The sequence below is a fragment of the Phaeobacter sp. A36a-5a genome (assembly GCF_037911135.1).
In the GTDB taxonomy this organism is placed as follows: Bacteria; Pseudomonadota; Alphaproteobacteria; order Rhodobacterales; family Rhodobacteraceae; genus Phaeobacter; species Phaeobacter bryozoorum.
Genome location: NZ_JBBLYU010000002.1, coordinates 154,166 through 180,914, shown reverse-complemented (window position 1 = coordinate 180,914; position 26,749 = coordinate 154,166). Strand labels below are relative to the sequence as shown.

Sequence of the window (26,749 nt, the reverse complement as noted above, 5' to 3'; positions counted from 1 at the left end):
TCTAACTGGATTAAACAGCACCACATGAGTGCACAAAACAAATCTCATGGCCGCAAAGCCATTCGCCCCTCATTTAAACCGCGCGAGCTGATGACGCCGACGCCGGATCTGGTCGGCGTCTGGAAGGCCAAGATCATGACGCTGTTCCCGAATGCCTTCCCCGGCATACTTGGCGAAAGCCTGACCGGAAAGGCGTTGCAGGAAGGGTTATGGCAGCTGGAAACCATTGACCTGCGCCAATTCGGCATCGGTAAGCATCGCAATGTCGATGACACTCCGGCAGGTGGCGGCGCCGGCATGGTCCTGCGGGCCGACGTTCTTGGCAACGCTATTGAACACACAATGACAGGCACCTCCGGTAACTGGCCCCTGATCTATCTGTCTCCGCGCGGTCGCCGGATGGATCAGGCGTTGATGCAGAACCTCGCACGCTGCGACGGGGTCACCTTGCTCTGCGGGAGATTCGAGGGTGTCGACGAGCGCGTCTTGCAGCACTATGGCATTCAGGAAGTCTCCCTTGGAGATTTTGTGATGACCGGCGGCGAGATTGCCGCCCAAGCCATGATTGATGCCACCGTTCGGCTGATCCCAGGCGTCTTGGGCAACCAAGCCTCTGCCGAGGAAGAGAGCTTCTCCTCAGGCTTGCTCGAGCACCCGCAATACACCCGCCCGGCAGACTGGAAGGGTCACCCCATACCTGATGTTCTGATGTCCGGCCATCACGGCAAGATCGCTGAATGGCGCCAGAAAATGAGCGAAGAGATCACGCAGGCGCGGCGCCCTGACCTTTGGCAGGCCTTTCTGAACCGCAAAAAGGCCGAGTGAGCGCCCGCAAGTGGACAGGCCGGTCCCAGACTGAACCTGGGCTCTTGATCCGCCAGCAAAACAGGCATAGAAGGCCCCTGTCTGGATTCGCTTTTGCGTCTATGGACCGGTGTGCTGTTGCATCATGAAACCTCCGACCCGCCTTCTTCGGCAATCTGGGGGGATGTCAGCTCGCTCTCAGGAAAGAACGGGACGATCTCTGGCGGGCTGCAAATGGCGGGACCCGATGAAGACCAAGAGCTCTCGCAACCGCGCAAAACTTCGTGGACAAAACCACGAGCAACCATAGGAGACCTGCGATGGATCTGATCGCACAGTTGGAGGCGGAACAAGTTGCCGCCCTGGGGAAAGAGATCCCCGATTTCAAAGCCGGTGACACCATCCGCGTTGGCTACAAAGTGACCGAAGGCAGCCGCTCGCGCGTGCAGAACTACGAAGGTGTCTGCATCAGCCGCAAGAATGGCTCCGGCATCGCCGGTTCGTTCACCGTTCGCAAGATTTCGTTTGGCGAAGGTGTGGAGCGTGTTTTCCCGCTGCACTCGACCAACATCGACAGCATCACTGTTGTGCGCCGCGGCCGTGTTCGCCGTGCGAAACTGTACTATCTGCGCGCCCGTCGCGGTAAATCCGCACGGATTGCAGAAGATACAAACTACAAAGCCAAAGCGTAAGGAGTGGTATCATGAAAGCCGACACCCATCCCGAATACCACTTCATCGACGTCAAAATGACCGATGGCACCATCCTCAAGATGCGCTCCACCTGGGGCAAAGAGGGTGACACTCTCTCGCTGGACATCGACCCCACCGTGCACCCCGCATGGACCGGTGGTTCGACCCGCCTGATGGACGCCGGTGGTCGCGTATCGAAGTTCAAGAAAAAATACGAAGGCCTGGGCTTCTAAGCCGATCCGGTCTTGTTCTTTCGGAAAACGCCGCTCATTTTGGGCGGCGTTTTTTATTGGTGCCACGCCTGCCCGCGCAGCGCCCTCTCCGGTTAACGCGGGATGAACCCTAGACCCTAAAACAGGGCCTAACGTGCGGATATCCCGCTTTCCATCGATTCGCGCGGGCAGTATACTCATCCCAAAATGCGCGGTATTTTGCGCAGTGATTGGGGGAAGCGAACGTGGCGCATATTATTGTCGTCGGCAACGAAAAAGGGGGCGCGGGCAAATCCACCGTTTCCATGCATGTGGCAACCACCCTGGCCCGATTGGGATACAAGATTGCCGCCCTGGACCTCGACTTGCGTCAACGTTCACTGGGGCGCTATCTGGAAAACCGCAAGGCGTTCATGGAAAAGGCCGCGCTGGACCTGCCGCTGGTGGAGCTGCATGAGCTGCCCGAAATCGATCCCGAAAGCCTGCAACCCGGCGAGAACATCTATGACCACCGGCTGTCTGCGGCGGTCTCCGAGCTGGAACCCAACAACGACTTTATCCTGATCGACTGCCCGGGTTCGCACACCCGGCTCAGTCAGGTCGCCCATTCCCTGGCCGACACGCTGATCACGCCACTGAACGACAGTTTTGTCGATTTCGACCTCCTGGCGCATACTGACCAAAAGGGTGAAAAGATCACCGGGCCGTCCGTTTATTCCGAAATGGTCTGGAACGCGCGACAGTTGCGCGCGCAGGCTGGCCTGAAACCAATTGACTGGATTGTGATCCGAAATCGAGTTGGCACTCAGCGCATGGTGAACAAGGAAAAGATGGAACGCGCGATTTCCATGCTTTCGAAACGGATCGGATTCCGCGTTGCCCCCGGATTTTCGGAACGGGTGGTGTTCCGGGAGTTGTTTCCGCGCGGGCTGACCCTGCTGGACCTCAAGGATATTGGCGTCAAACAGCTGAATATCTCCAACATCGCGGCACGGCAGGAACTGCGCGACATGATGAAATCGCTGAATCTGCCAGGCGTGGATGTCGATATCTGATCAGCCACAGCCGTCGCGCCCTATCGACCAGGTGTTGGGCAAGGGCAGCCGACGGTTATTCCTGATCCTCGGGTTGGCGATTGCCGAGCTGTTGCTTGTCATGGTCGCCTACCAGCTGCTGGCCAATGTGCATTGCAAATTCACCGGCGCGGATCTGGCCTGCACCACCGTGCGATCACTCGCCGGGCGCTTGCTGGCGTTGTTGACCGTGCTCAGCCTTTATCTTGTGCTGGTGCGCAGCGCCTATACTGCGCTGGCCGCATTTGTCGGGCGCGCCTCGCAACGCCCATCGGCAGTTATCCTGAACCTCGTCGGTCTTCTGATCGCGCTGGTCCCGCTGGCCCTGTTTGGGCCCAGTGGTATCAACGCATGGATTTCGCCGACCCTTATTCTGGTCTGCCTAGGCGGCGGCATCGCCGGGCTAGGCGGTCTGCTGGCCCTGATGCCACTTCGAGATTGGGTTGTCTGGCTGCGCGGCTGCGGCCTGCCTCTGATCCTGGCGCTTCTTGTGGCACTGGTCATGCCCGATATCACTCGCATGATGGAGCCGATCTGGAACATAGAAGCGCTGACGTCGGTGACGTTCCTCCTCGTGACATGGGTTCTGGAAAACTCAGGTGCCACTGTCTGGTCCGATCCGGCGTTGCATCTGATCCGTGTCGACGGTTTTCTGGTGGAGATCGGCGAACCCTGCTCAGGCGTCGAAGGGTTTGCCCTCGTCACGACCTTTATGGGGCTTTATGCGCTGTTGATGGGCCGCGATCTCAGGCAGACACGATATTGGCTGTTCCTGTTTCCCGCCGCTCTGCTGCTCAGCTGGGGCTTCAATGTCGCGCGTATCGCTATACTGATCCTGATCGGCGCCTGGATTGCACCGGAACATGCGGTCAACGGATTTCACAGCTATGCCGGCTGGCTGATGTTCACCTGTCTTGCGCTGCTGATCCTGGCGATTGCCCATCGCTCTCGCTGGTTGCAGAGCAACCCCGCTAGGGTGGCCGCCGCAACCGCCGACCTGCCACCGCTGCGCGCCGATATGCTGATCGCGAGCATAGTGCCTTTTGTCGTGATGATGCTGAGCGGCGTATTGGTTTCTGCAATCTGGGCAGAACCTGCCGACGGATATCCGCTGCGTACCGCAATGATGGCAGCCGCATTGCTGTTGTTCTGGCCTGCCCTTAGGGCGCTGGCCTACAGGCCACGCCCTATGGATATCACCGCCGGGGCCGCAATTGCAGCCGTCTGGATCGTGATGGCCACACCCGACATCAGCCGTGGCAACATTACAGAGCACCGGGATACCCTATGGATTGCGACACGCCTGCTCGGGACCATAATTCTGGTGCCCATCATCGAAGAGCTGTTCTTTCGCGGGTATCTGCTGCGCCGCATGGCCGGGCAGGGTCAGGTTCTACGGGCGGTTATCGCCTTGGTCGTCAGCAGCCTTCTGTTCGGTCTGATGCATGACCGCTTCGCGCTTGGTATGGCCGCTGGCGCAATCTTTGGCGCCCTATATCTGCGTGGGGGCGGGTTACCGGCCGCCATATTGGCCCATATGGTGGCAAATGCCCTGATCGCCTATGTTGCCTTTGCGACCGGGAACTGGACACTTATCTAGGTCAAGAATGGTTGACTCAAGCGACGCCCTGGCAGCCATTGGTTCTAGACAGACCGGCGCCGGCGCAACTCCCAGCTCAGAAGCAAAGCAGCGGCGACCGCAGCCACGGCGAGCATACCTGCGCTGACGTCGATCTCAGGCACGGTCTGGCCATTGCCGTTGCCGTTCCCATTGCCCCCGCCGTTGCCCCAACCATTGCCCCAACCATTGCCATTGCCGTTCCCATTGCCCGGTCCGCCCGCGTCAGGCCATTCACCAGCCGCAAATGCCATGGGGGCAGTTGCACACAAAACGGCCGCAACGGTTATCAGGTCATGTATGCGCACTGCCAGTTTCATCACACTTTCCTCGCTGCTCTCTCAATAAAGTCAGGCATGGCAGTTCAAGATTTCTTGCACGAATCTCGTTGGCCATAATCTGTCCCAGCTCTGCTCTACGCGGAAAAAATGCGTAAATTATGGCAATTTTTACCTTTGTTCAGGCTGAGCGTTGTTCTGACGCCCGATCAGAAAGGCCCGCTGCGCTGCCTTCGTAAATCGTGAAGAGCTCAACCGGCTCGGCAACACCGCGCAGCATATAGCGACCCAGCGACACCAGATCGTGACTGGTCGGCTGGGCTGCCCGTTGAACCTGTTCCGAGACAATGATGCTGCGACCAACAGAGGCGTGCATACCTGACAGCCGTGCCGTCAGGTTGACGGTTGGTCCGATCACCGTGAAATCCAACCGGTTCTCAGATCCTATATTACCATAGAGGATTTCGCCGGCATGCAGGGCCAGCGTGAAATCAGCAACCGGGTTACCCTGCTGCGCACGCTCGACATTGCGATTGCGTATCTTGCTCTGCAAGCCACTGGCCGCCGCGAGCGCTGCTGTTGCATCTTCGCCGATACTGCCAAGGTCAAACATCGCCAATATGCCATCACCCATGAATTTGAGGATATTCCCTCCATGGGTCTGAATGGTCTCGACCGCCAGACCAAAGTAGTCGTTAATCATGTCGATCAATTCGGCGCCCGGAATTTGCTCAGCCAGTTGGGTAAAGCCTTTCAGATCGAAATAGCAGATCACCGCATCAATCTGGCGTGACGAGCCCCGCTGTATTTCTCCTGACAGAACCCGCTGACCAGCATCGCGACCGAGATAGACCTGAAGCAGATCCTTGGCCATCTGCTGGGCAGAGGCCGCCCGCAGCGCCAGCGCCAGATGCGGGTAGATAAAACGGATCAACGTGAGATCCGCCTCTGAGAAACCATCGAGATGATCGGTTGACCAGGATGACAGGATGCCCTCTCCCGGCCGCTTAGGATCAAAAGGGGCATCGGCAAAATCACCAAAGCGCATTGCCAGCGCAAAGTAATCCGTGGCCCCGCGCTGTTTGAACTGCGCTAGTGCAGGAAACCGCTCCAGCACATGCCCGGTCAGTTTGGTGCGAAACTCAGGCACTTGGCGTTCCAACATATAATAGAAGGTGCTGTAGAGCCACTCATCCCGCGGTGTATCGCTGTGTTCATAAAATTCATGCGACAAGCCGTCCGCGCGGGTCCAGCTAAAGCCGATACCACCGTATTTTGGGTGATAGGCACGCTGCGCCAGATGAAACCGCAGGAGCGGCACGCCGTCGTCAGCAAGCCTCTGGCAAAAGCCTTGCAGCATCTCCTGACGGCTTGCCCCTCTTAGTCCTTCAGCAGTCAGCCAGTCGATTATCGGCGTGGCGCGCAGAGCAGCATCCGTCATTGTGCACGGCCTCACATTGTGGTTCCGGCCCAATCTGAAGCCTCAACCAACGGATGTCTATGGTTCAATTCCGGCCAGTTTGCGCAGCATGTGGCGTAGCGCCTCGCTTTCACCTTCGCTGAGTCGGGATGCAAGCTGCCCATCATAGATGGCGGCCTGCTCCCGAAGATCGCGATAGGCGGCCTGCCCCTGCGGGGTCAGTTCCAGATGCTCCGATCGTCGGTCTCGTTCATCCCGGTGACGCAATACAAATCGACGCTCGGCGAGCTTCGCAACGGCACGGCTGATCTTGGTCTTATGGATTTTGGCGCGCTGGCCAATTTCCTTTGCGGTCATGCGCCCGTAGCTGCCCAAATGAAACAGGACCCGCCATTCGGTACGGAGCATCCCGTAGCGATTCTTGTAGTGTTGTTGAAACTCAAGCGAGCTCTCTTCTGCGGCGCGATTGAGGAGATAGGGTAAGAAATCCTGCAGCGCGAAGTCATCTTTTTCGGTCATGAGGGTGACCTATGCCTTGTTAGTTACAAAATCAACTATTACCGAAACAGAGAGTTAAGAAAAGGAGCGCGCCATGAATCGCAAAGTCGATGCCCACAAAATGATCCAGGCCCCGTCCCTTACCGGGCCACACGAGGGCTATATGCCGGGCTTTGCCAATGATTTTGAAACCGAGGCGCTGCCCGGTGCGCTGCCGCAAGGCATGAACAGCCCGCAAAAGTGCAACTATGGTCTTTACGGCGAACAGCTGAGCGGCACCGCTTTTACCGCCGATGTGCCGGAGCGGACCTGGTGCTACCGCATCCGCCCGTCCGTCAAGCATTCGCACCGCTATCAGAAGATCGACCTGCCGCATTGGAAGTCTGCCCCCTGCGTCGATCCGGACGTGATCTCGCTGGGCCAGTACCGCTGGGATCCGGTGCCGCATTCGGATGAAGGCCTGACTTGGCTCACCGGCATGCGCACGATGACCACCGCAGGCGATGTGAACACCCAGGTCGGCATGGCCAGCCACATCTATTTGGTCACCGAGTCGATGGTGGACAGCTACTTCTTCTCCGCCGATTCTGAACTCTTGGTGGTGCCACAGGAAGGACGCCTGCGCTTTGCCACTGAGCTGGGTATCATCGACCTCGCACCGCAGGAAATCGCCATCATCCCGCGCGGTCTGGTGTACCGGGTGGAGGTGCTGGAAGGCCCCTGCCGCGGCTTTGTCTGCGAGAACTACGGCCAGAAATTCGAGTTGCCCGGCCGCGGGCCCATCGGCGCCAACTGCATGGCCAACCCGCGCGACTTCAAGGCGCCGGTGGCGGCGTTCGAGGATCGCGAGACGCCGTCCACCGTGACCATCAAATGGTGCGGTCAATTCCATGAGACCAGGATCGGCCACTCGCCGTTGGATGTGGTGGCCTGGCACGGAAACTATGCGCCCTACAAATACGACCTGACCACCTATTGCCCGGTCGGCGCGATCCTGTTCGACCACCCGGACCCGTCGATCTTTACCGTGCTGACGGCACCGTCGGGGGTGCCGGGCACTGCCAACATTGACTTTGTGCTGTTCCGCGAGCGCTGGATGGTGGCTGAGAACACCTTCCGCCCGCCGTGGTATCACAAGAACATCATGTCGGAGCTAATGGGCAATATCTACGGCCAGTATGATGCCAAACCGCAAGGGTTCGCGCCGGGTGGCATGTCCTTGCACAACATGATGCTGCCGCACGGGCCGGACAAGAACGCCTTTGAAGGCGCGTCGAACTCCAACCTCGGCCCCGAGAAGCTCGAGAACACAATGTCCTTCATGTTCGAGACCCGTTTCCCGCAGCATCTGACAGGCTTTGCCGCGAACGAAGCACCGCTGCAGGATGACTACATCGACTGCTGGGCCGATATCGAGAAGAAATTCGACGGCACACCAGGCAAGAAGTAATCCAACGGGGGCGCTGCCCCCTCTGCGGCCTGAAGGCCGCATTCACCCCCGGAGTATTTCGGGAAAGATGACGAGAGCAGCTGCTCTCAAACGAAAAGGACCACGTATGCCTTTGACAAAATCCTGGGTCACCTCCGCCAACAGCGCGACCCATCCGTTCCCACTGAATAACCTGCCTTATGGCGTGTTTTCTGTTGATGGCGACGATCCGCGCTGCGGCGTGGCCATCGGGGACATGATCCTCGATATGCAGGCCGCCGAGGAAACCGGCTTGATCCAGTTGAGCGATGCGCCACTGTTCGACGTTCCGTATTGGAACGACCTTATGGAAGAAGGTCCGGCCGTCTGGACTGCGCTTCGCAACCGTTTGACAGCGCTGCTGTCCGAAGGCTCTGCCGAGCAGGGTAAGGTCGAACCTTTGCTGGTTCCGGCTACGGACGCCGAGCTGCACATGCCCTTTGCCGTCAGCGAATACACCGACTTCTATGCAGGCAAGAACCACGCCTTCAACGTCGGCACCATGTTCCGCGGTCCGGAAAATGCGCTGCCGCCGAACTGGCTGCATATCCCGATCGGCTATAACGGGCGGGCCTCCTCCGTTGTGGTGTCCGGTACCGATGTGCGCCGACCCTGGGGTCAGCTGAAAGGTCCAAATGACGAGACGCCGCGGTGGGCGCCCTGCGCGCGCTTCGATATCGAGCTGGAGATGGGCGCCATTGTCGGCACCCCCTCCGATGGCCCGATTACCGTGCAGGAAGCGGATGACCATATCTTTGGCTATGTACTGCTGAACGACTGGTCCGCGCGCGATATCCAGGCCTGGGAATACCAGCCCTTGGGACCGTTCCAGGCCAAGGCCACTGCCAACACGATCTCTCCTTGGATCGTGACCAAAACGGCGCTGGAGCCGTTCCGCTGCGACACGCCCGGGCGTGAGGTGGAACTGCTGGACCACCTGAAGGATTGCGGCCCGATGCTCTATGATATCGACCTTGAGGTCACCATGGCGCCGGAAGGCAAAGAGGCCACAACCATCGCGCGGACCAACTACAAGGAAATGTATTACTCCGCCGCACAGCAGCTGGCGCATCACACCACCTCGGGCTGCCCGATGAACGCGGGCGATCTTCTGGGCTCTGGCACCATCTCCGGCCCCACCAAGGAAAGCCGCGGCTCGCTCCTGGAACTCAGCTGGGGCGGTAAGGAGCCGCTGACGCTGGACACTGGCGAGGAGCGCTCCTTCATCGCCGACGGTGACACGCTGACCCTGAAAGGCGCGGCCAAAGGCGACGGCTACACCATCGGTTTCGGCGACTGCACCGGTACCGTGCTGCCCGCGCTTGAAAACCCCTACGCAAGATAAGGAAGACCACCATGGCCAAGGCTTTTGCGTCCCAAGGGGACATGACTGAAAAGAAGATCACCTTTGATGAGATCGGCGAGGGGCTTTATGCTTTTACCGCCGAGGGCGACCCGAACTCCGGCGTGATCATCGGCGATGACTCTGTGATGATCGTCGAAGCGCAGGCGACCCCACGGCTTGCGAGCAAGGTGATCGACTGCGTTCGCTCTGTCACCGACAAGCCGATCACCCATGTGGTGCTGACACATTACCACGCTGTTCGCGTACTGGGTGCTTCCGCATTTGGCGCGCAGAACATAATCATGTCGGACAAGGCCCGATCTATGGTGGTCGAACGCGGGCAGGAGGACTGGGACAGCGAATTCCAGCGCTTCCCGCGCCTTTTCGAGGGCTATGAGAGCATCCCCGGACTGACCTGGCCCTCCACCACCTTCAGCGATTCGATGACCGTTTACCTCGGCAATCGCCGGATCGACATCAAGCATCTGGGTCGCGCCCATACCGCGGGTGACGCGGTGATCCACGTGCCGGATCAGAACGTGATGTTCACCGGCGATATCGTCGAAGACCACTCAGCCTGCTACTGCGGCGACGGGCATTTCGGTGACTGGGGCAGGACGCTGGACAATATCAAAGCTTATGATGTCGACGCCATTGCCCCCGGTCGTGGAGACGCGCTGGTGGGCAAGGACGCGGTGGAACGCGCCGTCGAAAGCACCCGCGATTTCGTTGAAAGCACCTACCGCCCGGCAGCGAAAGTTGCAGCCCGCAACGGCACGCTGAAAGAAGCCTGGGACGCGGTGCGCGCAGAATGCGATCCGAAGTTTGCAGATTATGCCATCTACGAGCATTGCCTGCCCTTCAACGTGGCCCGTGCCTATGACGAGGCACGCGGCATCGACACCCCCCGGATCTGGACCGCTCAACGCGATCTGGAGATGTGGGAAGCCCTGCAGGGGTGAGGCCCAGGAAAATTTATACTCGGGGCGGTTTGATCCAGATCGTATCGCCCCAGCAGTACCTATGAAATGTTTGACCAGAACCTCGGCGTAGCCGCGACCGGGGGCTAGTCGAGCCGTGCCTGACGGCACCCGGATTTGGGAGGAGGCCAGATGAACAAGATCTTTGAAGTTCCCTTGTATTCTTATCAACGCAGTGACGATCAGGATGCGCCCTCGCCGGTGCGTCATCCAGTCGTCGTGATCGGTGCGGGGCCGGTTGGTCTTGCTGCCGCAATTGACCTGGCCCAGCAGGGCATTGGCGTGGTTGTGCTGGACGACAACGACAAGGTCAGTTTTGGCTCTCGCGCCATCTGCTTCTCGAAACGGACACTGGAAATCGCCGATCGGCTTGGCCTCGGGGATCCGATGGTCGCCAAAGGCGTTCAATGGAACCTCGGCAAAGTCTTCTTCGACGACCGCAAGGTGTACGATTTCAATCTTCTTCCTGAGGAGGGCCACAAGCGGTCCGCATTTATCAATCTACAGCAATATTATTTCGAAGAATACCTGGTGAACCGGGTCCGAGAGCTGCAGGAGCAAGGCGCGCCGATCGAAATCCGCGGCCGCAACAAGGTCTCTGCCATCGGCACCCACCCCAGCCATGCCGTGCTGGAAATTGACACGCCAGAAGGTTCCTACAACCTGGAAGCCGACTGGCTGATTGCCTGCGACGGTGCCGGCTCCCCCACCCGGCAGATGCTGGGGCTGGATTTCGTCGGACGGGTGTTCGAAGACAACTTCCTGATTGCTGATGTGATCATGGACGCGGATTTCCCGACCGAACGCTGGTTCTGGTTCGATCCGCCCTTCAACAGGGGCCAATCAGCACTCTTGCATAAGCAGCCGGATGGCGTCTGGCGGATCGACCTGCAACTGGGCTGGGACATCGACAAGGAACGCGAGAAGCGCCCCGAGAACGTGATCCCGCGACTCAAGGCGATGCTGGGCGAAGATGTAAAATTCGAACTTGAGTGGGTCTCGATCTACACCTTCCAGTGCCGCCGCATGGAGAAGTTCCGCCATGGCCGGGTGATCTTCGCCGGCGACGCCGCACATCAGGTGTCGCCGTTCGGAGCCCGCGGTGCCAACTCCGGCCTGCAAGATACCGACAATCTGTGCTGGAAACTCAAGCTGGTGATGGACGGCAAAGCGCCAGAAAGCCTGCTGGACAGCTATGACATTGAACGCGTCCACGGCGCTGACGAGAATATCCGGAACTCCTCGCGCTCCACCGATTTCATCACGCCCAAGTCGGAAATCAGCCGGGTCATGCGCGACGCGGTTCTGGACCTGTCCGAACAGTATGAATTCGCGCGTCCTTTGGTGAACTCCGGCCGGCTGTCGGTGCCCTGCACCTATGAAGGCTCACCGCTGAATTCGGCAGACGCGCTCAACGGGCCGGAACGCACCCGGCCCGGCTCACCCTGCCCCGATGTGCCGCTGGTCGACGGGTTTCTGCTCGGCAAGCTGGGCGACAAATTCACCCTGCTGACCATCGACGCCGACGCGCCTGATGAGATTGAGGAATCCGGCATCACGGTCACCCGATTGGCGCTCTCCAGCAAGGACGACAAAACACTGGCGCTGAAGGACCGCTACCTGGGCAAGCATGAAAGCGGTGTCTACCTGATCCGCCCGGACCAGCATGTCGCCGCCCGCCGCCCCAGCTATGACGATAACCAGTTCCGGCATGCGATCCGCCGGGCCATCGGCAAGGAGTGATCAAGATGACCGAAGACCAACTGATCCTGGCCGCCAACCTCGAACGCGCCGACGATTTCTATGCCGATCTGCTGGCCGCGCATGAGGACCTGAGCAAGGCCGAAAGCGATGCGCTGAATGCACGGCTGGTGCTGGTGCTGGCAAATCACATCGGGAAACGCGCGATCCTGAAACAGGCGCTGGCTGCTGCCGCGCTGAAACCCGGGGAGGACTCCGCTTGAAAATCGAACAGATCCACCACGTCGCCTACCGCTGCAAGGACGCCAAGCAGACGGTGGAGTGGTATGGGCAAATGCTGAACATGGACTTTGTCCTGGCAATTGCCGAGGACCATGTTCCCTCGACCCATGAACCCGATCCCTACATGCATATCTTCATGGATGCAGGCAACGGCAACGTCCTGGCCTTTTTTGAGCTGCCGACCAAGCCGGAGATGGACCGCGACCGCAACACGCCGGTCTGGGTGCAGCACATCGCCTTCAAGGTGAAGGATCGCGAGACCCTGATCCAGTTCAAGGACCATCTGGAGGCCAACGGCGTCGAGGTGCTGGGCGTCACCGACCACTCGATCTTCCACTCGATCTATTTCTTCGATCCGAACGGCCACCGGGTGGAGCTGGCCTGCCCCGACCCGGAGGAACAGGCACTGCTGCAAAAGCTGGACTCCGTGAAATGGGAAATGCTGGAAGAATGGTCCAAGACCAAGAAGGCGCCGAAACATGCCGAATGGCTGCACGCCAAGGAATTGAGCGAGCTTTAGTGATCGGGCCGCGGGGCGGTGTTTCCATCGATCACTCAGGCCATGCAGGGAGACCGGAATGTCTGATGTCATACTCTACGACTACTGGCGATCATCGGCCAGCTATCGTGTTCGCATTGCCCTCAATCTCGCGGGTATCGCCTACCGGAGCCAAACCGTGGATCTGGTCAACGGCGAGCAAACCGGCCCCGAGCATCTGGCCCGCAACCCGCAAGGGTTCGTGCCGGTGCTGGAAATCGACGGGCTGCGCCTGACGCAATCGCTGGCAATCCTCGACTACCTGGACCAGACCCGAAACCTTGGCCTGCTGCCTGGCACCCCGGCAGAGCGTGCGGGGGTTCAGGCCCTTGCCCACTCCATCGCGGTTGATCTGCACCCTGTCTGCAATCTGAAGGTCGCCCGCTACGCCACCAGCCTTTGTGCAGAGGCACAGCCGCAAGATGCTGAACACTCTCTCGACATGCCCGCAGGCTGGATGCGCCACTTCATTCGTCCGGGTCTCATTGCTTTTAATGCGCTTCTGGAAAGATATCCCCCTGCGCCATATTGCACCGGAGACCGTCCGGGGCTCGCAGATCTCTGCCTGATGCCACAACTCTACAACGCACGACGCTGGGGGGTGGATTTCAACGACCTGTCCCGTCTTGGTGAGATTGAAGCCACATGTGCAAGCAATCAGGCCTTCGCGATGGCGCATCCGGATGCAGTTCATTCCGCCACTACAACGGACAAACAGATAGGATAGTCCGCATCCAGCGGTACCGCTCCTGCCAGACGAGGGGATCATTGATGTCAACCGATTGGACGGGTTTCACCCTTGCCATGACAGTGTTTATCGTCAGCCATTTCCTGCCACGCCTCGCAGATCTGCGCGGGCGACTGATCGCAACCCTTGGTCGCCGCGCCTATTTCTCGGCCTACGGGCTTTTGTCACTCGGAGTGTTCGGCTGGGTCATCGTAGCCGCGGCTGATGCGCCTTATGTCGAACTCTGGCCGCCATCTGATTGGTTGCGATGGGCCCCGATGCTGACAATGCCCTTGGTCTTTGTGCTGACAAGCTGCGGTTTGGGCGTGGAAACCCCCTTTACGCTTGGAGGACGGCGCAGTTCCGATCCGACGCGGGATGATCCCGGGCGCGCCGCGCTCAGCCGCCATCCGATCCTCTTGGCGCTGGCACTCTGGTCGCTATCACATCTGCTGGCCAACGGCGATTTGGCTCATGCGATTGTGTTTGGTGGATCCTTTCTCCTGGCCGGTGCTGCAATCCTGCTCTTTGACCTTAAGGCACGCGCAACGCTTGGTGCGGACGCAGCGGCTTATTTCGCAACTACCGCCGTGTTCTCGCTACGCCCGATCCTCAACTCAGGCTGGCGGCAACAGCACCTGCGGGATCTGGCCATACGGGCTGCTCTTGGCCTGTTGCTCTGGGCGGCCGCGTTACATTTGCATGAGCGCGTGATCGGCGTTTCACCCTTGCCAGTCTAAAATTTGATTTCGCGCAAAGTTCTGCATTCAGAAATCGGTCATATCTGGCAATATGAAACAGATTGATCGCCTTCGCGAGCTGGGACTTTTTGACAACCGCGTTCCCCGCTATACCTCCTACCCCACAGCGCCGGTATTCAGCGCAGCCGTCGATAGCGCTTTTCAGAGCCATGCACTGTCGGCGCTGGACCCGGCGGAACCTGTGTCAGTCTATATACACGTGCCCTTTTGCGAACGCTTGTGCTGGTTTTGTGCGTGCCGAACCCAGGGCACTCAGACACTCAGCCCGGTCGAAAGCTATATCGCCACCGTCGAAAAAGAACTGTCCCTTCTCGCCGAGCGACTTCCCAAAGGGTTGCAGATGGGCCGCCTGCATTGGGGAGGCGGCACTCCGACCATTCTGCCGCCAGCGCTGATACACCGGCTGGCGCAAGCGGTGAAATCTGCCATACCACCGACAGATGATTGCGAGTTTTCAGTCGAGATCGACCCGACAATGGTAGACGGCGACAAGATTGCGGCTCTGGCAGAGGAAGGCATGAACCGCGCCAGCATCGGCATTCAGGATTTTGATCCCGAGGTGCAGGCAGCAATCGGTCGTATCCAGCCCTATGACGTCACTGCCGCCTGTGTCGCTGAGCTGCGCGCGGCTGGCATTCGATCTCTGAATACCGATCTCGTCTATGGATTGCCCCATCAGGACGCGACACGCATCGCGGATACGGTTGACAAGGTGCTGACACTGGCGCCAGATCGTGTCGCCCTGTTTGGTTATGCCCATGTCCCATGGGTGGCAAAACGGCAGAAGCTGATTGATGATACCGCGCTGCCAGGCGATGAAGCCCGCTACCATCTGGCTGAGCTGGCCGCAGAGGCATTTCGATCTGCCGGATTTGCCAACATCGGCATAGATCATTTTGCGCGCCCTCAGGACCGTTTGAACCTGGCCAGCGAAAATGGCGGCTTGCGGCGAAACTTCCAGGGTTATACGGATGACCGCTGCCCGACGCTGATCGGTGTTGGCGCTTCTTCGATCTCGCGCTTTGAAGGCGGCTATGTGCAGAATGCAGCTGCTACGGCCGCCTATGTTCAGAGGATTGAAGCCGGCGAGCTTGCCGGCGCACGCGGCCATCAACTTACCCAGATCGACAAGGTGCGGGCTCGGGCGATTGAAATGCTGATGTGTGATTTCCTGCTGGATCTCACGGAACTGCGCCAGCGGTACGGGCCCATATGCCAGCAGCTGACTGCGGATCTGGAGGAGGTCACCGCGACCTACGGTGAACTGGTGACCTGGGCGGACGACGCCCTCCGTATCAAACCCGAAGGGCGCGCGCTGACCCGGATCATCGCCAGCGCATTCGACGCGCATAAACCGGAGGGTGTCCGCTACAGCCAGGCCTCCTGACGCTTTGAAAATGACATAGATCAGTCTCTAATATTGGCTTATCTGTCGCGCCTTTCTGCGCGGGACCACCCTGCCGTTGCCAGCTTTCCCCATTGCCAGCTTTCACGGTCACGCTATCTGCTGCCAGACCAGCGGAGTACCGGGACATGACCAATAATGTGACACCTCAGGACAGCAATGACCGCGGCAGGATTATTCTGATCCTGGGTGATCAGCTGTCGCATGATCTTTCGTCTCTGCAGCAGGGTGACCGACAGAAAGACCGCCTCCTGATGGCTGAAGTTACGGAGGAAGCCAGTTATGTCCCGCACCACAAAAAGAAACTCGCCTTTGTCTTTTCCGCCATGCGGCACTTCGCGGATGAGCTGTCCGCCGACGGTTGGGCCCTGCGGTACATACGACTTGAGGACCCCGACAATTCAGGCAGCTTGATTGGCGAGCTGGAGCGTGCGTTGGAGCAGACCCCGGCAACAGAGGTTCTCATCACCGAGCCGGGAGAATATCGCCTCAAAGAGGCGCTGACCAACTGGTCTGGACCGGCAAAGCTGACCATGCTTGAGGACAGCCGCTTTCTCGCCAGTCATGAGATGTTCCGCAACTGGGTGGAGGGGCGCAAACAACTCCGCATGGAGTATTTCTATCGCGAAATGCGTCGCAAAACCGGCTTATTGATGCAGGGTGATGACCCTGAGGGTGGCAAATGGAACTATGATTCTGAGAACCGCAAACCGGCCCAGAACGACATGTTCATGCCCAAGCCTGTTCACACCGATCCGGACAAAATCACGCAAGGCGTACTCGCGCTGGTGGAGCAGCGGTTTTCCAGCAATTTCGGACAGCTAACCCCCTTCTGGTTCGCAGTCACCCGCAAGGAAGCCCTGGCGGCGCTAGATCATTTTGTAGATGAGGCGCTGCCACTATTTGGCGATTATCAGGATGCCATGCTGACAGGAGAGCCGTTTCTCTACCACTCCGTTCTGGCGCAATACATCAATATTGGCCTGCTTGGCCCTTTAGAAGTCTGCCTCCGCGCCGAACGTGCCTATTATGAGGGGCGCGCTCCTCTCAATGCGGTCGAAGGGTTTATTCGTCAGATTATCGGCTGGCGCGAGTATATGCGCGGTATCTACTGGCTGAACATGCCGGGCTACACCTCAATGAATTTCCTGGGGGCAACACGGGACCTGCCAGAGTTCTACTGGAGTGGCCGAACCGACATGGCCTGTATGGCCGCAGCCATCAGTCAGACCCGTGACGAGGCCTATGCACATCATATTCAGCGGCTGATGGTCACCGGCAATTTCGCCATGCTGGCTGGAGTGGACCCGCACCAGGTCCACGAATGGTATCTGGCGGTCTACGCAGATGCCTATGAATGGGTTGAAGCGCCAAATGTCATCGGCATGAGACAGTTTGCAGATGGCGGTTTCCTAGGGTCCAAGCCCTATGCCGCCAGTGGAAATTACATCAACAAAATGTCGGATTACTGTGCGAATTGCGCCTATGACGTGAAACAAAAAACAGGGCCCAAGGCTTGCCCGTTTACACCGCTGTACTGGGATTTTCTGATCCGAAACCGTGAAAAACTGTCAAGAAACCCGCGTTTGATGCAGCCCTATCGGACCTGGGACAGAATGTCTTCAGACAAACAGGAGGCCTATCTCAGCAGTGCAAGAAAGGTTCTGAACAGTCTCTAAATAGGCATTTTCGGGGATTTGGCCGAATATTAACCCGATTCAGGATCACGCTCCTTTCACCAAACATGTCCGTCAGAATTGGCGCTTTGCCCTCGACTGGTTTGTCGTGCGGTCTGTGCTGTTGTCAGGGCAGCCACTTTTGCAGGGCGATGTGACACGGTATAAATCGATCATGACCACTTCAACGCTCCCATATTTTCCACTCAAGCGCGGACGCGTACATGAAGTCTGCGGTCCTGGCAGTTTTGGGTTTCTTGCAGCTTTGATGGCCCAGACCTGCGGACCCACGCTTTGGATACGTGAAAGCCACCGTCCAGAATATATCAACCCTATGGGGCTAGGTGAATTTGCAGATCCCTCTCAGATGCTGGTTGCAAATGTGACGCATCAGACCGATGGGCTTGCCAGTGCCGAGGAGGCGTTGCGGGAGCGCGCTGTCGCATTGGTCGCGATCGACATCAGCAAACCTCTCAGCCTTACTGCCGGGCGGCGTCTGCAACTCGCGGCGAAGACAGGAAACAGCACCGGGCTTTGCCTTATCCCTGAAGGGATGGGCAGCAATGCCGCCGAAAGCCGCTGGCGCTGTCGACCTCTATTTCATGCACAGGACTCGACTCATTTTCACTGGAGTCTTATTAAGAACAAATCGGGAACGGTTGGATCTTGGCATGTTCGATGGAATCGCACGTCGCGTCGTGTCGATATGGTTTCACCGGTTAGCGAGTGACCGGTTTCTTCGGCAGTACCCGCTGTCCGGCCCTTTTGCGCTGACCATCAAACACAGCAATGCAAATCGGCTGTATTGCCTCAATACGGAAGCCGCGCAGCAAGGCTTGCACCAGGGTATGTCCCACTCAGACGCCCGCGCATTTTGTCCAAAACTACAAACAGCCCCTGCGGATCTCTACCGGGATCAGCAATTCTTGCTGACCCTGCGCCGATGGGCCACCCGGTATTGCCCTTGGGTAGGGTTAGAAGGCCGGGACGGCCTGGTTCTTGATATCAGTGGCTCTTCTCACCTTTTTGGAGGAGAGGACAATATGTTGAGTGATATCCGCACAGGTCTGACACGGGCGGGCCTATCGGCACAGATCGGACTGGCCGACACACGCGGAGCAGCCTGGGCGCTGGCACATTTCGGCGAGGGACAGGCTGCACCAGGGGCTATGTTGCCAGCTCTTAAGGACCTTCCCGTTGCCGCTCTGCGGCTGGATGTGAAGACAACAACCGCTCTGATCAGATTGGGGCTGCGCAAAATCGGGGATCTTGCGACAACGCCCCGTGCCCCGCTGACACGCCGTTTTGGACCAAACGTAGTGATGAGGCTGGATCAGGCCTTAGGGCAGCAAGTTGAAGAAATCACACCTTTGGCCGCGCCGCCCCATTACGGTGTCCGCATGACATTGCCAGAGCCTATCGGCCTGATAGATGATGTCATGGCTGGCACGAAAAGACTGCTGACACGACTCTGTGCAACCTTGAAAACCCATGAGATGGGCGCCCGTGTGTTTGTCGTAACACTGCGGCGAGTGGATCAGGGACACCAAGAAGTGGAATTGCGTCTGGCCCGCCCCTTGCGCGATCCACTCCGGATTCTCCCCCTGTTCGAAAAGGGACTGTCTGAAATTGACGCTGGCTTTGGCATAGATCAGCTGCGTCTCGAAGCGACACAGACCGAGGCTCTGCCCGCGCAGCAGATGACTCACGTTGCCACTGACAGCGACGACCGGCTGGACGATCTGATTACGCGGCTCGGGACACGGATCGGTCTTGAAAACATTCAGCGTTTTCTTCCCGCCGACAGCCATATTCCGGAACGTAGCTTCATTACATCACCTGCGGCCTATTCAACCGCTGCCAGCGGTTGGGTTTGCAGGAACCCACGCCCACTCTGCCTGTTTCACCCAGAACCAATTGCAGGGGGCGGATCTTATCCGCCGACCCATTTCCGCTGGCGACGCATGTCATTGACCACAGGCAGGGCCACCGGACCGGAGCGCATCACCCCCGAATGGTGGTTTGATGACGACAACTGGCGTTCTGGCTTGCGTGATTATTGGCGGGTGGAAACCACGCAGGGGCGACGGCTCTGGCTGTTTTATACGCCTCAAAACCCCGGCTGGTACGTGCAGGGGGAATTCGCATGATTGAGGTCAACCACAAGCATCGGCAGGTTGAGGTGTTTCAGAAAGATCTGCCGGATCGACGACTGCAAAAGCAAGATTATGCCGAACTGTGTGTCACCACAAATTTCACCTTCCTGACCGGGGCCTCCCATCCCGAAGAACTGGTTGCGCGAGCTGCCGAATTGGGACTGTCAGCGCTGGCAATAACAGATCACAACTCGCTTGCGGGGGTTGTCCGGGCCTGGAGTGCGCTAAAGGAGCTGACACGGGAAACACAGGATGCCTTGAAAATCCGGTCCCACCAGCGGATCGATTCCTCCTCTCGGCAAGAGGTAGGCCACGCATCTGCCATTCCCAAGCCGATAGCACCGGTCCTTCCCAAGTTGATTGTCGGATGCCGTCTCATCTTGCAGGACAGCGCAGTGGATTGGCTGGCCCTACCATGCAACCGAACCGCCTATAGTAAGTTGGCAAGATTGCTCACCCTCGGGAAACGGCGTGCGGAAAAAGGTAAATGTATTCTCTACACTGAAGACGTCATCAATGCCTGCCAGGCCATGATCCTGATCGCCTTGCCAAAGGGATCATTGAACGATGCTGTCCTGGATATTCAACGAATGGGGCGGCAGTTTCCGCACCATGTCTTCTTGGGGGCCGCGCCGCGCTATGATGGAAGCGATCAGGCTTATCTCGCGGCCTGCGCCCAGACAGCGCAAAAAACATGCGCTCCAATGGTGGCGATCGGAGATGTCCTGATGCACCGTGCCAATCGCAGGCAGCTTGCTGATGTTTTGACCTGCATGCGCGAGAATATCACCATCGATGAGATCGGCACCCGCGCCTTGCCAAATGGAGAACGTCGGCTCAAAGCGGGCGCCGATATGGCACGTATATTTCGTGATCACCCTGCAGCGCTCCGCCGCACGTTGGAGATTGCCAATAGATGTAATTTTGATCTGGGTGAACTCTCCTATGAATACCCACATGAAGAGGCGGACGGTGAAACAGCACAGGCCCGTTTGGAACGCCTGGTTCAGGAAGGCTTGAAACGTCGCTACCCAGATGGTCCTCCGGACAGGGCAATTCAGCTGATGGAGAAAGAGCTTTCTGTTGTCAAAGAACTGGAGTTTTCAGCCTATTTTCTGACCGTTCATGACATCGTGCAATTTGCCAAATCCAAGGGGATCCTCTGCCAGGGACGCGGGTCTGCTGCCAATTCAATCCTTTGCTATCTCTTGGGCATTACGGATGTCAGCCCCGATATGATTGCGATGGTTTTTGAGCGTTTCGTGTCAAAGCATCGGGGAGAGCCACCGGATATCGACGTTGATTTCGAACACGAACGGCGTGAAGAAATCATCCAGTGGATTTACCAGAAATACGGTCGCCATCGTGCTGGACTTTGCGCAACCGTCATCCACTTTCGCACGCGCGCTGCCATTCGCGAGGTCGGCAAGGTTATGGGCCTCAGCCAGGATGTAACTGCAGGCCTGTCCGGACAGATCTGGGGCATGAGCAATGGCAATGTGGATCTGGATCGCATTCGTGAACTTGGGCTCAATCTAGAAGACCGCCGCCTGATGCAGACGATACAACGGATCGGCGAGATCATCGGCTTTCCACGTCATCTTTCTCAACATGTGGGCGGGTTTGTCATCACCAGTGGACGGCTGGACGAACTTGCCCCGATTGAGAATGCCGCAATGGAAGATCGTACCGTCATCTGCTGGGACAAGGATGATATTGATGCCCTGCGCATTCTGAAAGTAGATGTGCTGGGATTGGGTATGCTCACCTGCATTAAAAAAGCCTTTGCCTTGATGCAGCAACACGAGAACATAACGCACAGCATCGCAACCGTACCCCAAAAAGATGAGGCGACCTACGATATGCTCTGTGCCGCAGATGCGGTGGGGGTCTTTCAGGTAGAAAGCCGGGCACAGATGAATTTCCTGCCCCGGATGCGGCCCCGCAAATTCTACGATCTGGTTATCGAAGTCGCGATCGTCCGCCCGGGTCCGATACAGGGAGATATGGTGAAACCTTATATTCGCAGGCGAAACGGTTTGGAAAACCCGGATCCCTTCGGACCTGCTCTGGAACAGGTAACCAAGCGCACAATGGGCGTGCCTCTGTTTCAGGAGCAGGCTTTGCAGATCGCTGTTGTCGGTGCGGGTTTTTCTGCAGAAGAAGCTGACCACCTGCGCCGTTCTCTTGCCTCCTTTAGGCGCATGGGAACAATTGGAAAGTATCGCGACAAATTCATCGCTGGAATGCTGAGGAACGGCTATAGCCAAGACATTGCCGAACGGTGCTTCGGACAGATAGAAGGCTTTGCGGACTATGGATTTCCCGAAAGCCACGCTGCAGCCTTTGCCATGCTGGCCTATGTCTCAGCTTGGCTGAAATGTCACCACCCGGCAATTTTTGCCTGTGCCTTGCTCAATTCTCAGCCGATGGGCTTTTATGCTCCAGCACAGATCATCCGGGATCTACGTGATCATGGTATCGAAGTCCGGCCGATCTGTGTAAACTGCTCCGAATGGGACAACACGCTTGAACGCCGCCCGGATGGAACATTGGCCCTGCGTCTAGGGTTTCGTCAGATCAAAGGTTTCAAGGAAGACGACGCAGGCTGGATCATTGCTGCGCGCGGAAACGGGTATATAGATCCTGAGCACCTCTGGCTGCGCGCGGGGCTTGCCCCTGCAGCCCTGGAGCGTCTGGCTGAGGCGGATGCCTTCTCGTCTATGGGTGTCCCGCGCCGAGAGGCGCTCTGGCAAGTAAAATCAATCCGAACTCCTGCACAGCTTCCGCTGTTCAACGATCAGTTCGACGGAGAAGCCATCACCGAGCCGGACGTCATGCTGCCGCGGATGCATCTGGGGGAAGAAGTCGTCGAAGACTATGTCTCAATGCGCCTGAGCTTACGCGCGCATCCGATGGAACTTCTGCGTCCGGCTCTACCCGGCCTGATCTGCCACGACCAGCTGATAACCGCGCCATTACAGCCAGTCTGCGTATGCGGCCTGGTCATTACGAGGCAACGACCGGGCACCGCTTCAGGCGTGATATTTCTGACCCTTGAGGATGAGACCGGCGTTTGCAATGTGGTGGTTTGGAACAGGATATACGAACGTTTTCGCCGCACTGTCATGGGGGGGAGATTGTTGCGCGTAACAGGCTACCTTCAACGAGAAGGTGCTGTGGTGCATGTCATCGCCCAGAATATCGAGGACGAATCTGCGAGGCTATCGGAGCTAGGCCACCCGCTAGACAGTGCAATTCAATCCGAGGGGCCACGTGCGGACGACACCCCGAAACGCACCCGCTATCCAGCCCGCGCAATGCATCCAAGGGATCAAGCCAAGAGGCTCTTTCCAAGCCGGGACTTTCATTGAACCGCAGTATCGCCTTTTCTACCACAACTCATGCGTTTCGGCTTTCCAACACCCTATCACTTTGCGACCAGCCGAGAGCTATCGACGTCAGTGCGCATCGAAGTACAAAAGGTATCTCGAAGTACATCGAGCATGACCCATCTGACGATTGGGACGCCGTGCAAGCGAAAGTAACGAGCGCGATGTCTTTGTCGCTTTTCACGGAGTTCAGTGACGATGACATCCAAGCGCTAGAGAAGCTATTCAAGAAGGAGAGTGACTCGGATTGAGTTTGCTCGCGAGGCGTGCGCACGACTAACGACGATCAAGAAGATGCAGGAGCGGCAGTTGGCACCCAGCTAGCCATCAGATTGGTAGGAGCGTAGCGCATCTCAACTTAAATCATTGATTTATACTTATACAATGGTGCCCGGGGGCGGAATCGAACCACCGACACGAGGATTTTCAATCCACTGCTCTACCCCTGAGCTACCCGGGCACGGGAAGGCTTATCGCCTTGGGTGTGGGCCTTCTATGACGTGGGCGTGACCGTGTCCAGAGGCTTTTTCAAAGAAAATCGCTAATGTTTGGTTTCTCGGTGTTTTTCGACTTCTTCCAAAGCGTTTTCAATATCTTCCGGGTCCGCGCTCGGGGTCGCATAGGCGCCGTTGAACCACTTCGCAAGGTCAATATCCGCGCAGCGGCGTGAACAGAAGGGGCGATAATCGCTGGAGGTTTCTCCGTCACAGATCGGGCAGCTCATGCAAGCACCTCCGCCAGCGGAATACGGCCTCGCTTACGTTGCAGTTCAAAGTGGCCAAGCGTGGTCCAGCCAACCAGAACGGTGTCTTCGCTGTCATTGCGAAAACTGGCCCGCAACGCGGTTTCAAAAGCGCGACGATCTTTCTTGGGCATAGGAGCCGGATCGATCACGATCTGCCCGCCGAGACCGCGCAACCGCAGCGCCCGGGCCAGGGATTTTGCGCAGGCCATATTGGCTTTCACGCCAGCTGCAAGCGATGTGTCGCTGCCAGTGTTTACGTCGACAGCGATTAGCGCGCGGGTCTGTTCGATAAAAAGAAAGGCACCCCCGCTGAGAGGTTCGCGAATGCCCTGAACCGTTTCCAGTGCATCCAATACGCCAAGACGTTCAAATCCACCGGGATCGCGCTCGATATCTGCCGGATCGGTCCAGTCACGCCATGCAAGAAGATGCGGGGTGTCCCCCTCCGCCAATACTTCTGGTCCGCTACCGGAATCCTCCATGACCTGGGAGGCCAGCGCCACCATGGCGAGGATATCTTCTTCAATCTCCTCCCCGTCAGCGCCATGACAGGCGGAGCGCAGGATCAGGCCATAGCCGTGATCCCCCATCGCATCGTGGGCGATTTCCAAAAGGCGGTCCCGCTCATCCTCGTCGCGGATCGAGCGGGAAATATTAAGGCCAGGAGCCTCAGGCGTGACGATCGCGTAGCGGCTCTTGAACAGGAGTTTTTGGGAGACTGGCAAGGCCTTGCCAGCTTCGGCGTATCCTGTCAGCTGCACCAGCAACTCCTGACCGGGCGCCAACCCCTTGACCTGACGCAAAAAAGCAGGCCCGTCCGGTGTGGTCAGGAACATTCCGCCCTGCCCCTTGACGGGGCGATCTGCTCGGGCCCGGTAAATCGTGCCCGGTGTCGGTGCGTCGCTGTCAATCAGCAGATCCTCAAGCTGGCCATCTACCATGAGCGCCGCGGCCTCGCGACCATCGATATGGTCGAGCACAATTGTCCGTCCCTTCATGCTGCTGTCTCCTTACTCTGTGTCCAGCCTGCGCCGCGCAACAGGGCGGCGGTTTCGGCCAATGGCAGACCGACGATTCCAGTGAAGGATCCGTTGATCCAAGGGATCAACGCTCCTGCTGGGCCTTGAATTGCATAGGCGCCCGCCTTGCCCTGCCAATCACCGGTCGCAAGATAGGCATTCAGATCCTCATCCGAGAGGCGTTTCATCTTCACGGCACTGACAACATCACGCGCCCAAATGCGATCGCCGCGGCGCACCGCAACCGAGGTAATCACCTGATGACGACGTCCAGAAAGCGCCAGGAGAAATTCCGCAGCTTCCCCGGCGTCGGACGGTTTTCCCATGATCCTGCGCCCCAACGCTACTGTGGTGTCCGCACAGAGAACCACATCCTCTGGATTGGCAACGATCGCCTCGGCTTTCTGCCGGGCAATACGCGCGCAATAAAGACGCGGCAATTCTCCCTTCTTGGGAGTCTCATCAATATCGGGTGGGCAGACCGCATCCGGGGTGATTCCCAGCTGAGCCAGCAGTTCCAATCGACGCGGGCTGCCTGATCCCAGAATGAATGCCATGTCCGGACCTCTTGTTCGTGTTTGTCACCCGCGGGCGAAAGCCGTCAGGCATTTCAGACTTGTCTTACTGGCTCTGCCGGACCGGGGAAAGCCCAACCCAGCACGCTGCGAGCTGCACCCAAAACAAAAGCCCGGCTCGAAGGCCGGGCTTTGTTCATATGAGGGATCGCCACGCTTACTTGAAGCGGTAGTTGATCCGTCCCTTGGTCAGGTCGTATGGGGTCATTTCAACCTGTACCTTGTCGCCAGCCAGAACACGGATGCGGTTCTTGCGCATCTTGCCTGCCGTATGTGCGATGATCTCATGGCCGTTCTCCAGCTCGACCCGAAACGTCGCATTGGGCAGGAGTTCCTTCACGACACCGGGAAATTCGAGCGTATCTTCCTTGGCCATGTTATCTCCATAATTGCGGTTTCCCGCGAGTCTGCGGGACGTGCGCTTAAATGAGCGCTTTTTCCCAGATTTTCAAGGGCGCAATCACCGCAGCTGACATATTGTGACCGATTTCTCAGGTTCGGCCCTTTCGTCCCAATGCGTGCGGTTGCGTACAACGCCATCGCGGCGCACATGGGCAATCGCCTCAAGATCAATGTCGGCATAGGTCCAGCCCGGCTTGTTCAATATGCCCTCGGCCAAGACACCAGTCGCGGGGAAGCCGGTATCAGGCGGTCCAAATATGCCACCCGTTCCGGTATTCTGATCCACGGCCTCTGACCATTCCGCAGGGCCTACGATAGACGACATCACCGAGACGCACTGATTTTCGAGAGCGCGGGCCATGGCGCCAATGCGGACCCGCCAATAGCCCGCCAGTGCCTCCGTGCAGGACGGCACCAACAATAGATCCACATCTGCAAGCGCCCGTCCCAAAAGCGGAAATTCACTATCGTAGCAGATGAGGATGCCGATCTTGCCCAGTTCGGTGTCAAACACTTTGAGTGGGCCGCCACCGACCACCTCCCATGGATCACGCTCAAACATGGTCATGATCTGCTTGTCTTGAACGCCCTTCCTGCCGTTCGGGGCATATAGGGTCGCACGATTAACCGGACGATCCCGGCCATCAAATACGGGCGCCGATGCCCCAAGAATATGCACTCCGAATTGCGCGGCGAGACGCAGGTGCAAGGCATCGACTTCAGGCATCCGGCTGGAAACCGCATGTAGGGATTGTTCCAGATTTCCGGCAACCTCGGCACCATCGAGCGTGGACAGCTCCATCGCGCCATATTCGGGAAACACCAGCAGCTCTGCTCCCTGTTCAGCCGCTTCTTTTACCCAATTGGTGATTTTGGCATCATATTCGGACCAGTCATCAAACCAATCGAGCGGATAGGCAGCAGTGGCGATTTTCATGAGATTTTCCTGTCGTTTGACATCGAACGGCTGAGAAGAGCTGAG

At 58.0% G+C, this 26,749-nt stretch carries 26 protein-coding genes and 1 tRNA gene; 18 read left to right on the top strand and 9 right to left on the bottom strand.

The window, feature by feature from the left end; translation table 11 throughout:
• The first annotated feature begins 24 nt into the window (after positions 1 to 24).
• The 5 genes from trmD to xrtE all read left to right on the top strand — a co-directional run bounded on the left by trmD (position 25) and on the right by xrtE (position 4,381).
• The gene (trmD, locus tag WLQ66_RS11420) at positions 25 to 825 is read left to right on the top strand and encodes a tRNA (guanosine(37)-N1)-methyltransferase TrmD (RefSeq protein WP_340546497.1); all 801 of its coding nucleotides are present in this window, start codon (positions 25 to 27) and stop codon (positions 823 to 825) included.
• A gap of 299 nt (positions 826 to 1,124) precedes the next feature.
• Positions 1,125 to 1,496 carry a 50S ribosomal protein L19 gene (gene rplS, locus WLQ66_RS11415; RefSeq protein ID WP_014876109.1) on the top strand — a complete coding sequence of 124 codons (372 nt, stop codon included), beginning with the start codon at positions 1,125 to 1,127 and terminating at the stop codon, positions 1,494 to 1,496.
• Positions 1,497 to 1,507: 11 nt separating this feature from the next.
• Positions 1,508 to 1,729: a 50S ribosomal protein L31 gene (gene rpmE / locus WLQ66_RS11410; RefSeq protein WP_340546496.1), complete on the top strand. Its 222-nt coding sequence runs from the start codon at positions 1,508 to 1,510 to the stop codon at positions 1,727 to 1,729.
• Positions 1,730 to 1,953: 224 nt separating this feature from the next.
• A complete protein-coding gene (locus WLQ66_RS11405; RefSeq protein ID WP_340546495.1) occupies positions 1,954 to 2,763 on the top strand; it encodes a division plane positioning ATPase MipZ in 810 nt (269 codons plus the stop codon).
• The gene (gene xrtE, locus WLQ66_RS11400; protein WP_340546494.1) at positions 2,750 to 4,381 is read left to right on the top strand and encodes an exosortase E/protease, VPEID-CTERM system; all 1,632 of its coding nucleotides are present in this window, start codon (positions 2,750 to 2,752) and stop codon (positions 4,379 to 4,381) included. The genes WLQ66_RS11405 and xrtE overlap by 14 nt, the downstream gene beginning before the upstream one ends.
• 44 nt (positions 4,382 to 4,425) lie before the next feature.
• Here xrtE and WLQ66_RS11395 read toward each other — a convergent pair whose 3' ends face one another.
• From WLQ66_RS11395 to WLQ66_RS11385, 3 genes are all read right to left on the bottom strand, one after another.
• Positions 4,426 to 4,719, bottom strand: coding sequence for a VPEID-CTERM sorting domain-containing protein (locus WLQ66_RS11395; RefSeq protein WP_340546493.1), 294 nt, complete (start codon positions 4,717 to 4,719; stop codon positions 4,426 to 4,428).
• Between the two features lie 139 nt (positions 4,720 to 4,858).
• The gene (locus WLQ66_RS11390) at positions 4,859 to 6,118 is read right to left on the bottom strand and encodes an adenylate/guanylate cyclase domain-containing protein (RefSeq protein WP_340546492.1); all 1,260 of its coding nucleotides are present in this window, start codon (positions 6,116 to 6,118) and stop codon (positions 4,859 to 4,861) included.
• A 57-nt stretch (positions 6,119 to 6,175) separates the two neighbouring features.
• Positions 6,176 to 6,616 carry a MarR family winged helix-turn-helix transcriptional regulator gene (locus WLQ66_RS11385; RefSeq protein ID WP_340546491.1) on the bottom strand — a complete coding sequence of 147 codons (441 nt, stop codon included), beginning with the start codon at positions 6,614 to 6,616 and terminating at the stop codon, positions 6,176 to 6,178.
• Between the two features lie 73 nt (positions 6,617 to 6,689).
• Between WLQ66_RS11385 and hmgA the strand changes: the two genes are divergently transcribed.
• From hmgA to WLQ66_RS11320, 13 genes are all read left to right on the top strand, one after another.
• Positions 6,690 to 8,045, top strand: coding sequence for a homogentisate 1,2-dioxygenase (hmgA, locus tag WLQ66_RS11380; RefSeq protein ID WP_340546490.1), 1,356 nt, complete (start codon positions 6,690 to 6,692; stop codon positions 8,043 to 8,045).
• A 106-nt stretch (positions 8,046 to 8,151) separates the two neighbouring features.
• Positions 8,152 to 9,408, top strand: a complete 1,257-nt coding sequence (fahA, locus tag WLQ66_RS11375) for a fumarylacetoacetase (RefSeq protein ID WP_340546489.1) — start codon at positions 8,152 to 8,154, stop codon at positions 9,406 to 9,408.
• 11 nt (positions 9,409 to 9,419) lie between these two features.
• Entirely contained in the window at positions 9,420 to 10,370 is a 951-nt protein-coding gene (locus WLQ66_RS11370; RefSeq protein WP_340546488.1) for an MBL fold metallo-hydrolase, read from the top strand.
• A gap of 150 nt (positions 10,371 to 10,520) precedes the next feature.
• The gene (locus WLQ66_RS11365) at positions 10,521 to 12,131 is read left to right on the top strand and encodes an FAD-dependent oxidoreductase (protein ID WP_340546487.1); all 1,611 of its coding nucleotides are present in this window, start codon (positions 10,521 to 10,523) and stop codon (positions 12,129 to 12,131) included.
• Positions 12,132 to 12,136: 5 nt separating this feature from the next.
• On the top strand, positions 12,137 to 12,352 hold the full coding sequence (locus WLQ66_RS11360) for a DUF2783 domain-containing protein (protein WP_340546486.1): 216 nt from the start codon (positions 12,137 to 12,139) through the stop codon (positions 12,350 to 12,352).
• Complete coding sequence (locus WLQ66_RS11355) at positions 12,349 to 12,891, top strand: VOC family protein (protein ID WP_340546485.1); 543 nt, start codon at positions 12,349 to 12,351, stop codon at positions 12,889 to 12,891. Before WLQ66_RS11360 ends, WLQ66_RS11355 begins: the two co-directional genes overlap by 4 nt.
• Positions 12,892 to 12,949: 58 nt before the next feature.
• Positions 12,950 to 13,636: a maleylacetoacetate isomerase gene (gene maiA, locus WLQ66_RS11350; RefSeq protein ID WP_340546484.1), complete on the top strand. Its 687-nt coding sequence runs from the start codon at positions 12,950 to 12,952 to the stop codon at positions 13,634 to 13,636.
• Positions 13,637 to 13,680: 44 nt separating this feature from the next.
• Positions 13,681 to 14,376, top strand: a complete 696-nt coding sequence (locus WLQ66_RS11345; protein ID WP_340546483.1) for an NnrU family protein — start codon at positions 13,681 to 13,683, stop codon at positions 14,374 to 14,376.
• A 52-nt stretch (positions 14,377 to 14,428) separates the two neighbouring features.
• Entirely contained in the window at positions 14,429 to 15,784 is a 1,356-nt protein-coding gene (gene hemN, locus WLQ66_RS11340) for an oxygen-independent coproporphyrinogen III oxidase (protein WP_340546482.1), read from the top strand.
• Positions 15,785 to 15,930: 146 nt separating this feature from the next.
• On the top strand, positions 15,931 to 17,481 hold the full coding sequence (locus WLQ66_RS11335) for a cryptochrome/photolyase family protein (protein WP_340546481.1): 1,551 nt from the start codon (positions 15,931 to 15,933) through the stop codon (positions 17,479 to 17,481).
• A 172-nt stretch (positions 17,482 to 17,653) separates the two neighbouring features.
• A complete protein-coding gene (locus tag WLQ66_RS11330; protein ID WP_340546480.1) occupies positions 17,654 to 18,208 on the top strand; it encodes an ImuA family protein in 555 nt (184 codons plus the stop codon).
• Positions 18,150 to 19,628 carry a Y-family DNA polymerase gene (locus tag WLQ66_RS11325; RefSeq protein WP_340546479.1) on the top strand — a complete coding sequence of 493 codons (1,479 nt, stop codon included), beginning with the start codon at positions 18,150 to 18,152 and terminating at the stop codon, positions 19,626 to 19,628. Before WLQ66_RS11330 ends, WLQ66_RS11325 begins: the two co-directional genes overlap by 59 nt.
• Positions 19,625 to 23,008, top strand: a complete 3,384-nt coding sequence (locus WLQ66_RS11320) for an error-prone DNA polymerase (protein ID WP_340546478.1) — start codon at positions 19,625 to 19,627, stop codon at positions 23,006 to 23,008. Before WLQ66_RS11325 ends, WLQ66_RS11320 begins: the two co-directional genes overlap by 4 nt.
• Before the next feature lie 403 nt (positions 23,009 to 23,411).
• Here the strand turns inward: WLQ66_RS11320 and WLQ66_RS11315 are convergent.
• From WLQ66_RS11315 to WLQ66_RS11290, 6 genes are all read right to left on the bottom strand, one after another.
• Positions 23,412 to 23,486 (bottom strand) — tRNA-Phe (locus tag WLQ66_RS11315).
• An 81-nt stretch (positions 23,487 to 23,567) separates the two neighbouring features.
• The gene (locus WLQ66_RS11310; protein ID WP_340546477.1) at positions 23,568 to 23,750 is read right to left on the bottom strand and encodes a DNA gyrase inhibitor YacG; all 183 of its coding nucleotides are present in this window, start codon (positions 23,748 to 23,750) and stop codon (positions 23,568 to 23,570) included.
• Complete coding sequence (locus tag WLQ66_RS11305) at positions 23,747 to 24,769, bottom strand: ribonuclease E/G (RefSeq protein WP_340546476.1); 1,023 nt, start codon at positions 24,767 to 24,769, stop codon at positions 23,747 to 23,749. Before WLQ66_RS11305 ends, WLQ66_RS11310 begins: the two co-directional genes overlap by 4 nt.
• Positions 24,766 to 25,347 (bottom strand): Maf family protein, encoded by a 582-nt coding sequence (locus tag WLQ66_RS11300; protein ID WP_340546475.1) that lies wholly within the window; start codon positions 25,345 to 25,347, stop codon positions 24,766 to 24,768. Before WLQ66_RS11300 ends, WLQ66_RS11305 begins: the two co-directional genes overlap by 4 nt.
• Positions 25,348 to 25,522: 175 nt before the next feature.
• Positions 25,523 to 25,741, bottom strand: a complete 219-nt coding sequence (gene infA, locus WLQ66_RS11295; protein WP_005978431.1) for a translation initiation factor IF-1 — start codon at positions 25,739 to 25,741, stop codon at positions 25,523 to 25,525.
• An 84-nt stretch (positions 25,742 to 25,825) separates the two neighbouring features.
• On the bottom strand, positions 25,826 to 26,704 hold the full coding sequence (locus WLQ66_RS11290) for a carbon-nitrogen hydrolase family protein (RefSeq protein ID WP_340546474.1): 879 nt from the start codon (positions 26,702 to 26,704) through the stop codon (positions 25,826 to 25,828).
• Positions 26,705 to 26,749 lie beyond the last annotated feature (45 nt).

Excerpts from the sequence above, each read along its gene's own strand:
- trmD (WP_340546497.1), top strand. The coding sequence starts at position 25 with ATGAGTGCACAAAACAAATCTCATGGCCGCAAAGCCATTCGCCCCTCA.
- rplS (WP_014876109.1), top strand. The coding sequence starts at position 1,125 with ATGGATCTGATCGCACAGTTGGAGGCGGAACAAGTTGCCGCCCTGGGG.
- rpmE (WP_340546496.1), top strand. The coding sequence starts at position 1,508 with ATGAAAGCCGACACCCATCCCGAATACCACTTCATCGACGTCAAAATG.
- xrtE (WP_340546494.1), top strand. The coding sequence starts at position 2,750 with ATGTCGATATCTGATCAGCCACAGCCGTCGCGCCCTATCGACCAGGTG.
- WLQ66_RS11395 (WP_340546493.1), bottom strand. The coding sequence starts at position 4,719 with ATGAAACTGGCAGTGCGCATACATGACCTGATAACCGTTGCGGCCGTT.
- WLQ66_RS11390 (WP_340546492.1), bottom strand. The coding sequence starts at position 6,118 with ATGACGGATGCTGCTCTGCGCGCCACGCCGATAATCGACTGGCTGACT.
- WLQ66_RS11385 (WP_340546491.1), bottom strand. The coding sequence starts at position 6,616 with ATGACCGAAAAAGATGACTTCGCGCTGCAGGATTTCTTACCCTATCTC.
- hmgA (WP_340546490.1), top strand. The coding sequence starts at position 6,690 with ATGAATCGCAAAGTCGATGCCCACAAAATGATCCAGGCCCCGTCCCTT.
- fahA (WP_340546489.1), top strand. The coding sequence starts at position 8,152 with ATGCCTTTGACAAAATCCTGGGTCACCTCCGCCAACAGCGCGACCCAT.
- WLQ66_RS11370 (WP_340546488.1), top strand. The coding sequence starts at position 9,420 with ATGGCCAAGGCTTTTGCGTCCCAAGGGGACATGACTGAAAAGAAGATC.
- WLQ66_RS11365 (WP_340546487.1), top strand. The coding sequence starts at position 10,521 with ATGAACAAGATCTTTGAAGTTCCCTTGTATTCTTATCAACGCAGTGAC.
- WLQ66_RS11360 (WP_340546486.1), top strand. The coding sequence starts at position 12,137 with ATGACCGAAGACCAACTGATCCTGGCCGCCAACCTCGAACGCGCCGAC.
- maiA (WP_340546484.1), top strand. The coding sequence starts at position 12,950 with ATGTCTGATGTCATACTCTACGACTACTGGCGATCATCGGCCAGCTAT.
- WLQ66_RS11345 (WP_340546483.1), top strand. The coding sequence starts at position 13,681 with ATGTCAACCGATTGGACGGGTTTCACCCTTGCCATGACAGTGTTTATC.
- hemN (WP_340546482.1), top strand. The coding sequence starts at position 14,429 with ATGAAACAGATTGATCGCCTTCGCGAGCTGGGACTTTTTGACAACCGC.
- WLQ66_RS11335 (WP_340546481.1), top strand. The coding sequence starts at position 15,931 with ATGACCAATAATGTGACACCTCAGGACAGCAATGACCGCGGCAGGATT.
- WLQ66_RS11330 (WP_340546480.1), top strand. The coding sequence starts at position 17,654 with ATGACCACTTCAACGCTCCCATATTTTCCACTCAAGCGCGGACGCGTA.
- WLQ66_RS11325 (WP_340546479.1), top strand. The coding sequence starts at position 18,150 with ATGTTCGATGGAATCGCACGTCGCGTCGTGTCGATATGGTTTCACCGG.
- WLQ66_RS11320 (WP_340546478.1), top strand. The coding sequence starts at position 19,625 with ATGATTGAGGTCAACCACAAGCATCGGCAGGTTGAGGTGTTTCAGAAA.
- WLQ66_RS11310 (WP_340546477.1), bottom strand. The coding sequence starts at position 23,750 with ATGAGCTGCCCGATCTGTGACGGAGAAACCTCCAGCGATTATCGCCCC.
- WLQ66_RS11305 (WP_340546476.1), bottom strand. The coding sequence starts at position 24,769 with ATGAAGGGACGGACAATTGTGCTCGACCATATCGATGGTCGCGAGGCC.
- WLQ66_RS11300 (WP_340546475.1), bottom strand. The coding sequence starts at position 25,347 with ATGGCATTCATTCTGGGATCAGGCAGCCCGCGTCGATTGGAACTGCTG.
- infA (WP_005978431.1), bottom strand. The coding sequence starts at position 25,741 with ATGGCCAAGGAAGATACGCTCGAATTTCCCGGTGTCGTGAAGGAACTC.
- WLQ66_RS11290 (WP_340546474.1), bottom strand. The coding sequence starts at position 26,704 with ATGAAAATCGCCACTGCTGCCTATCCGCTCGATTGGTTTGATGACTGG.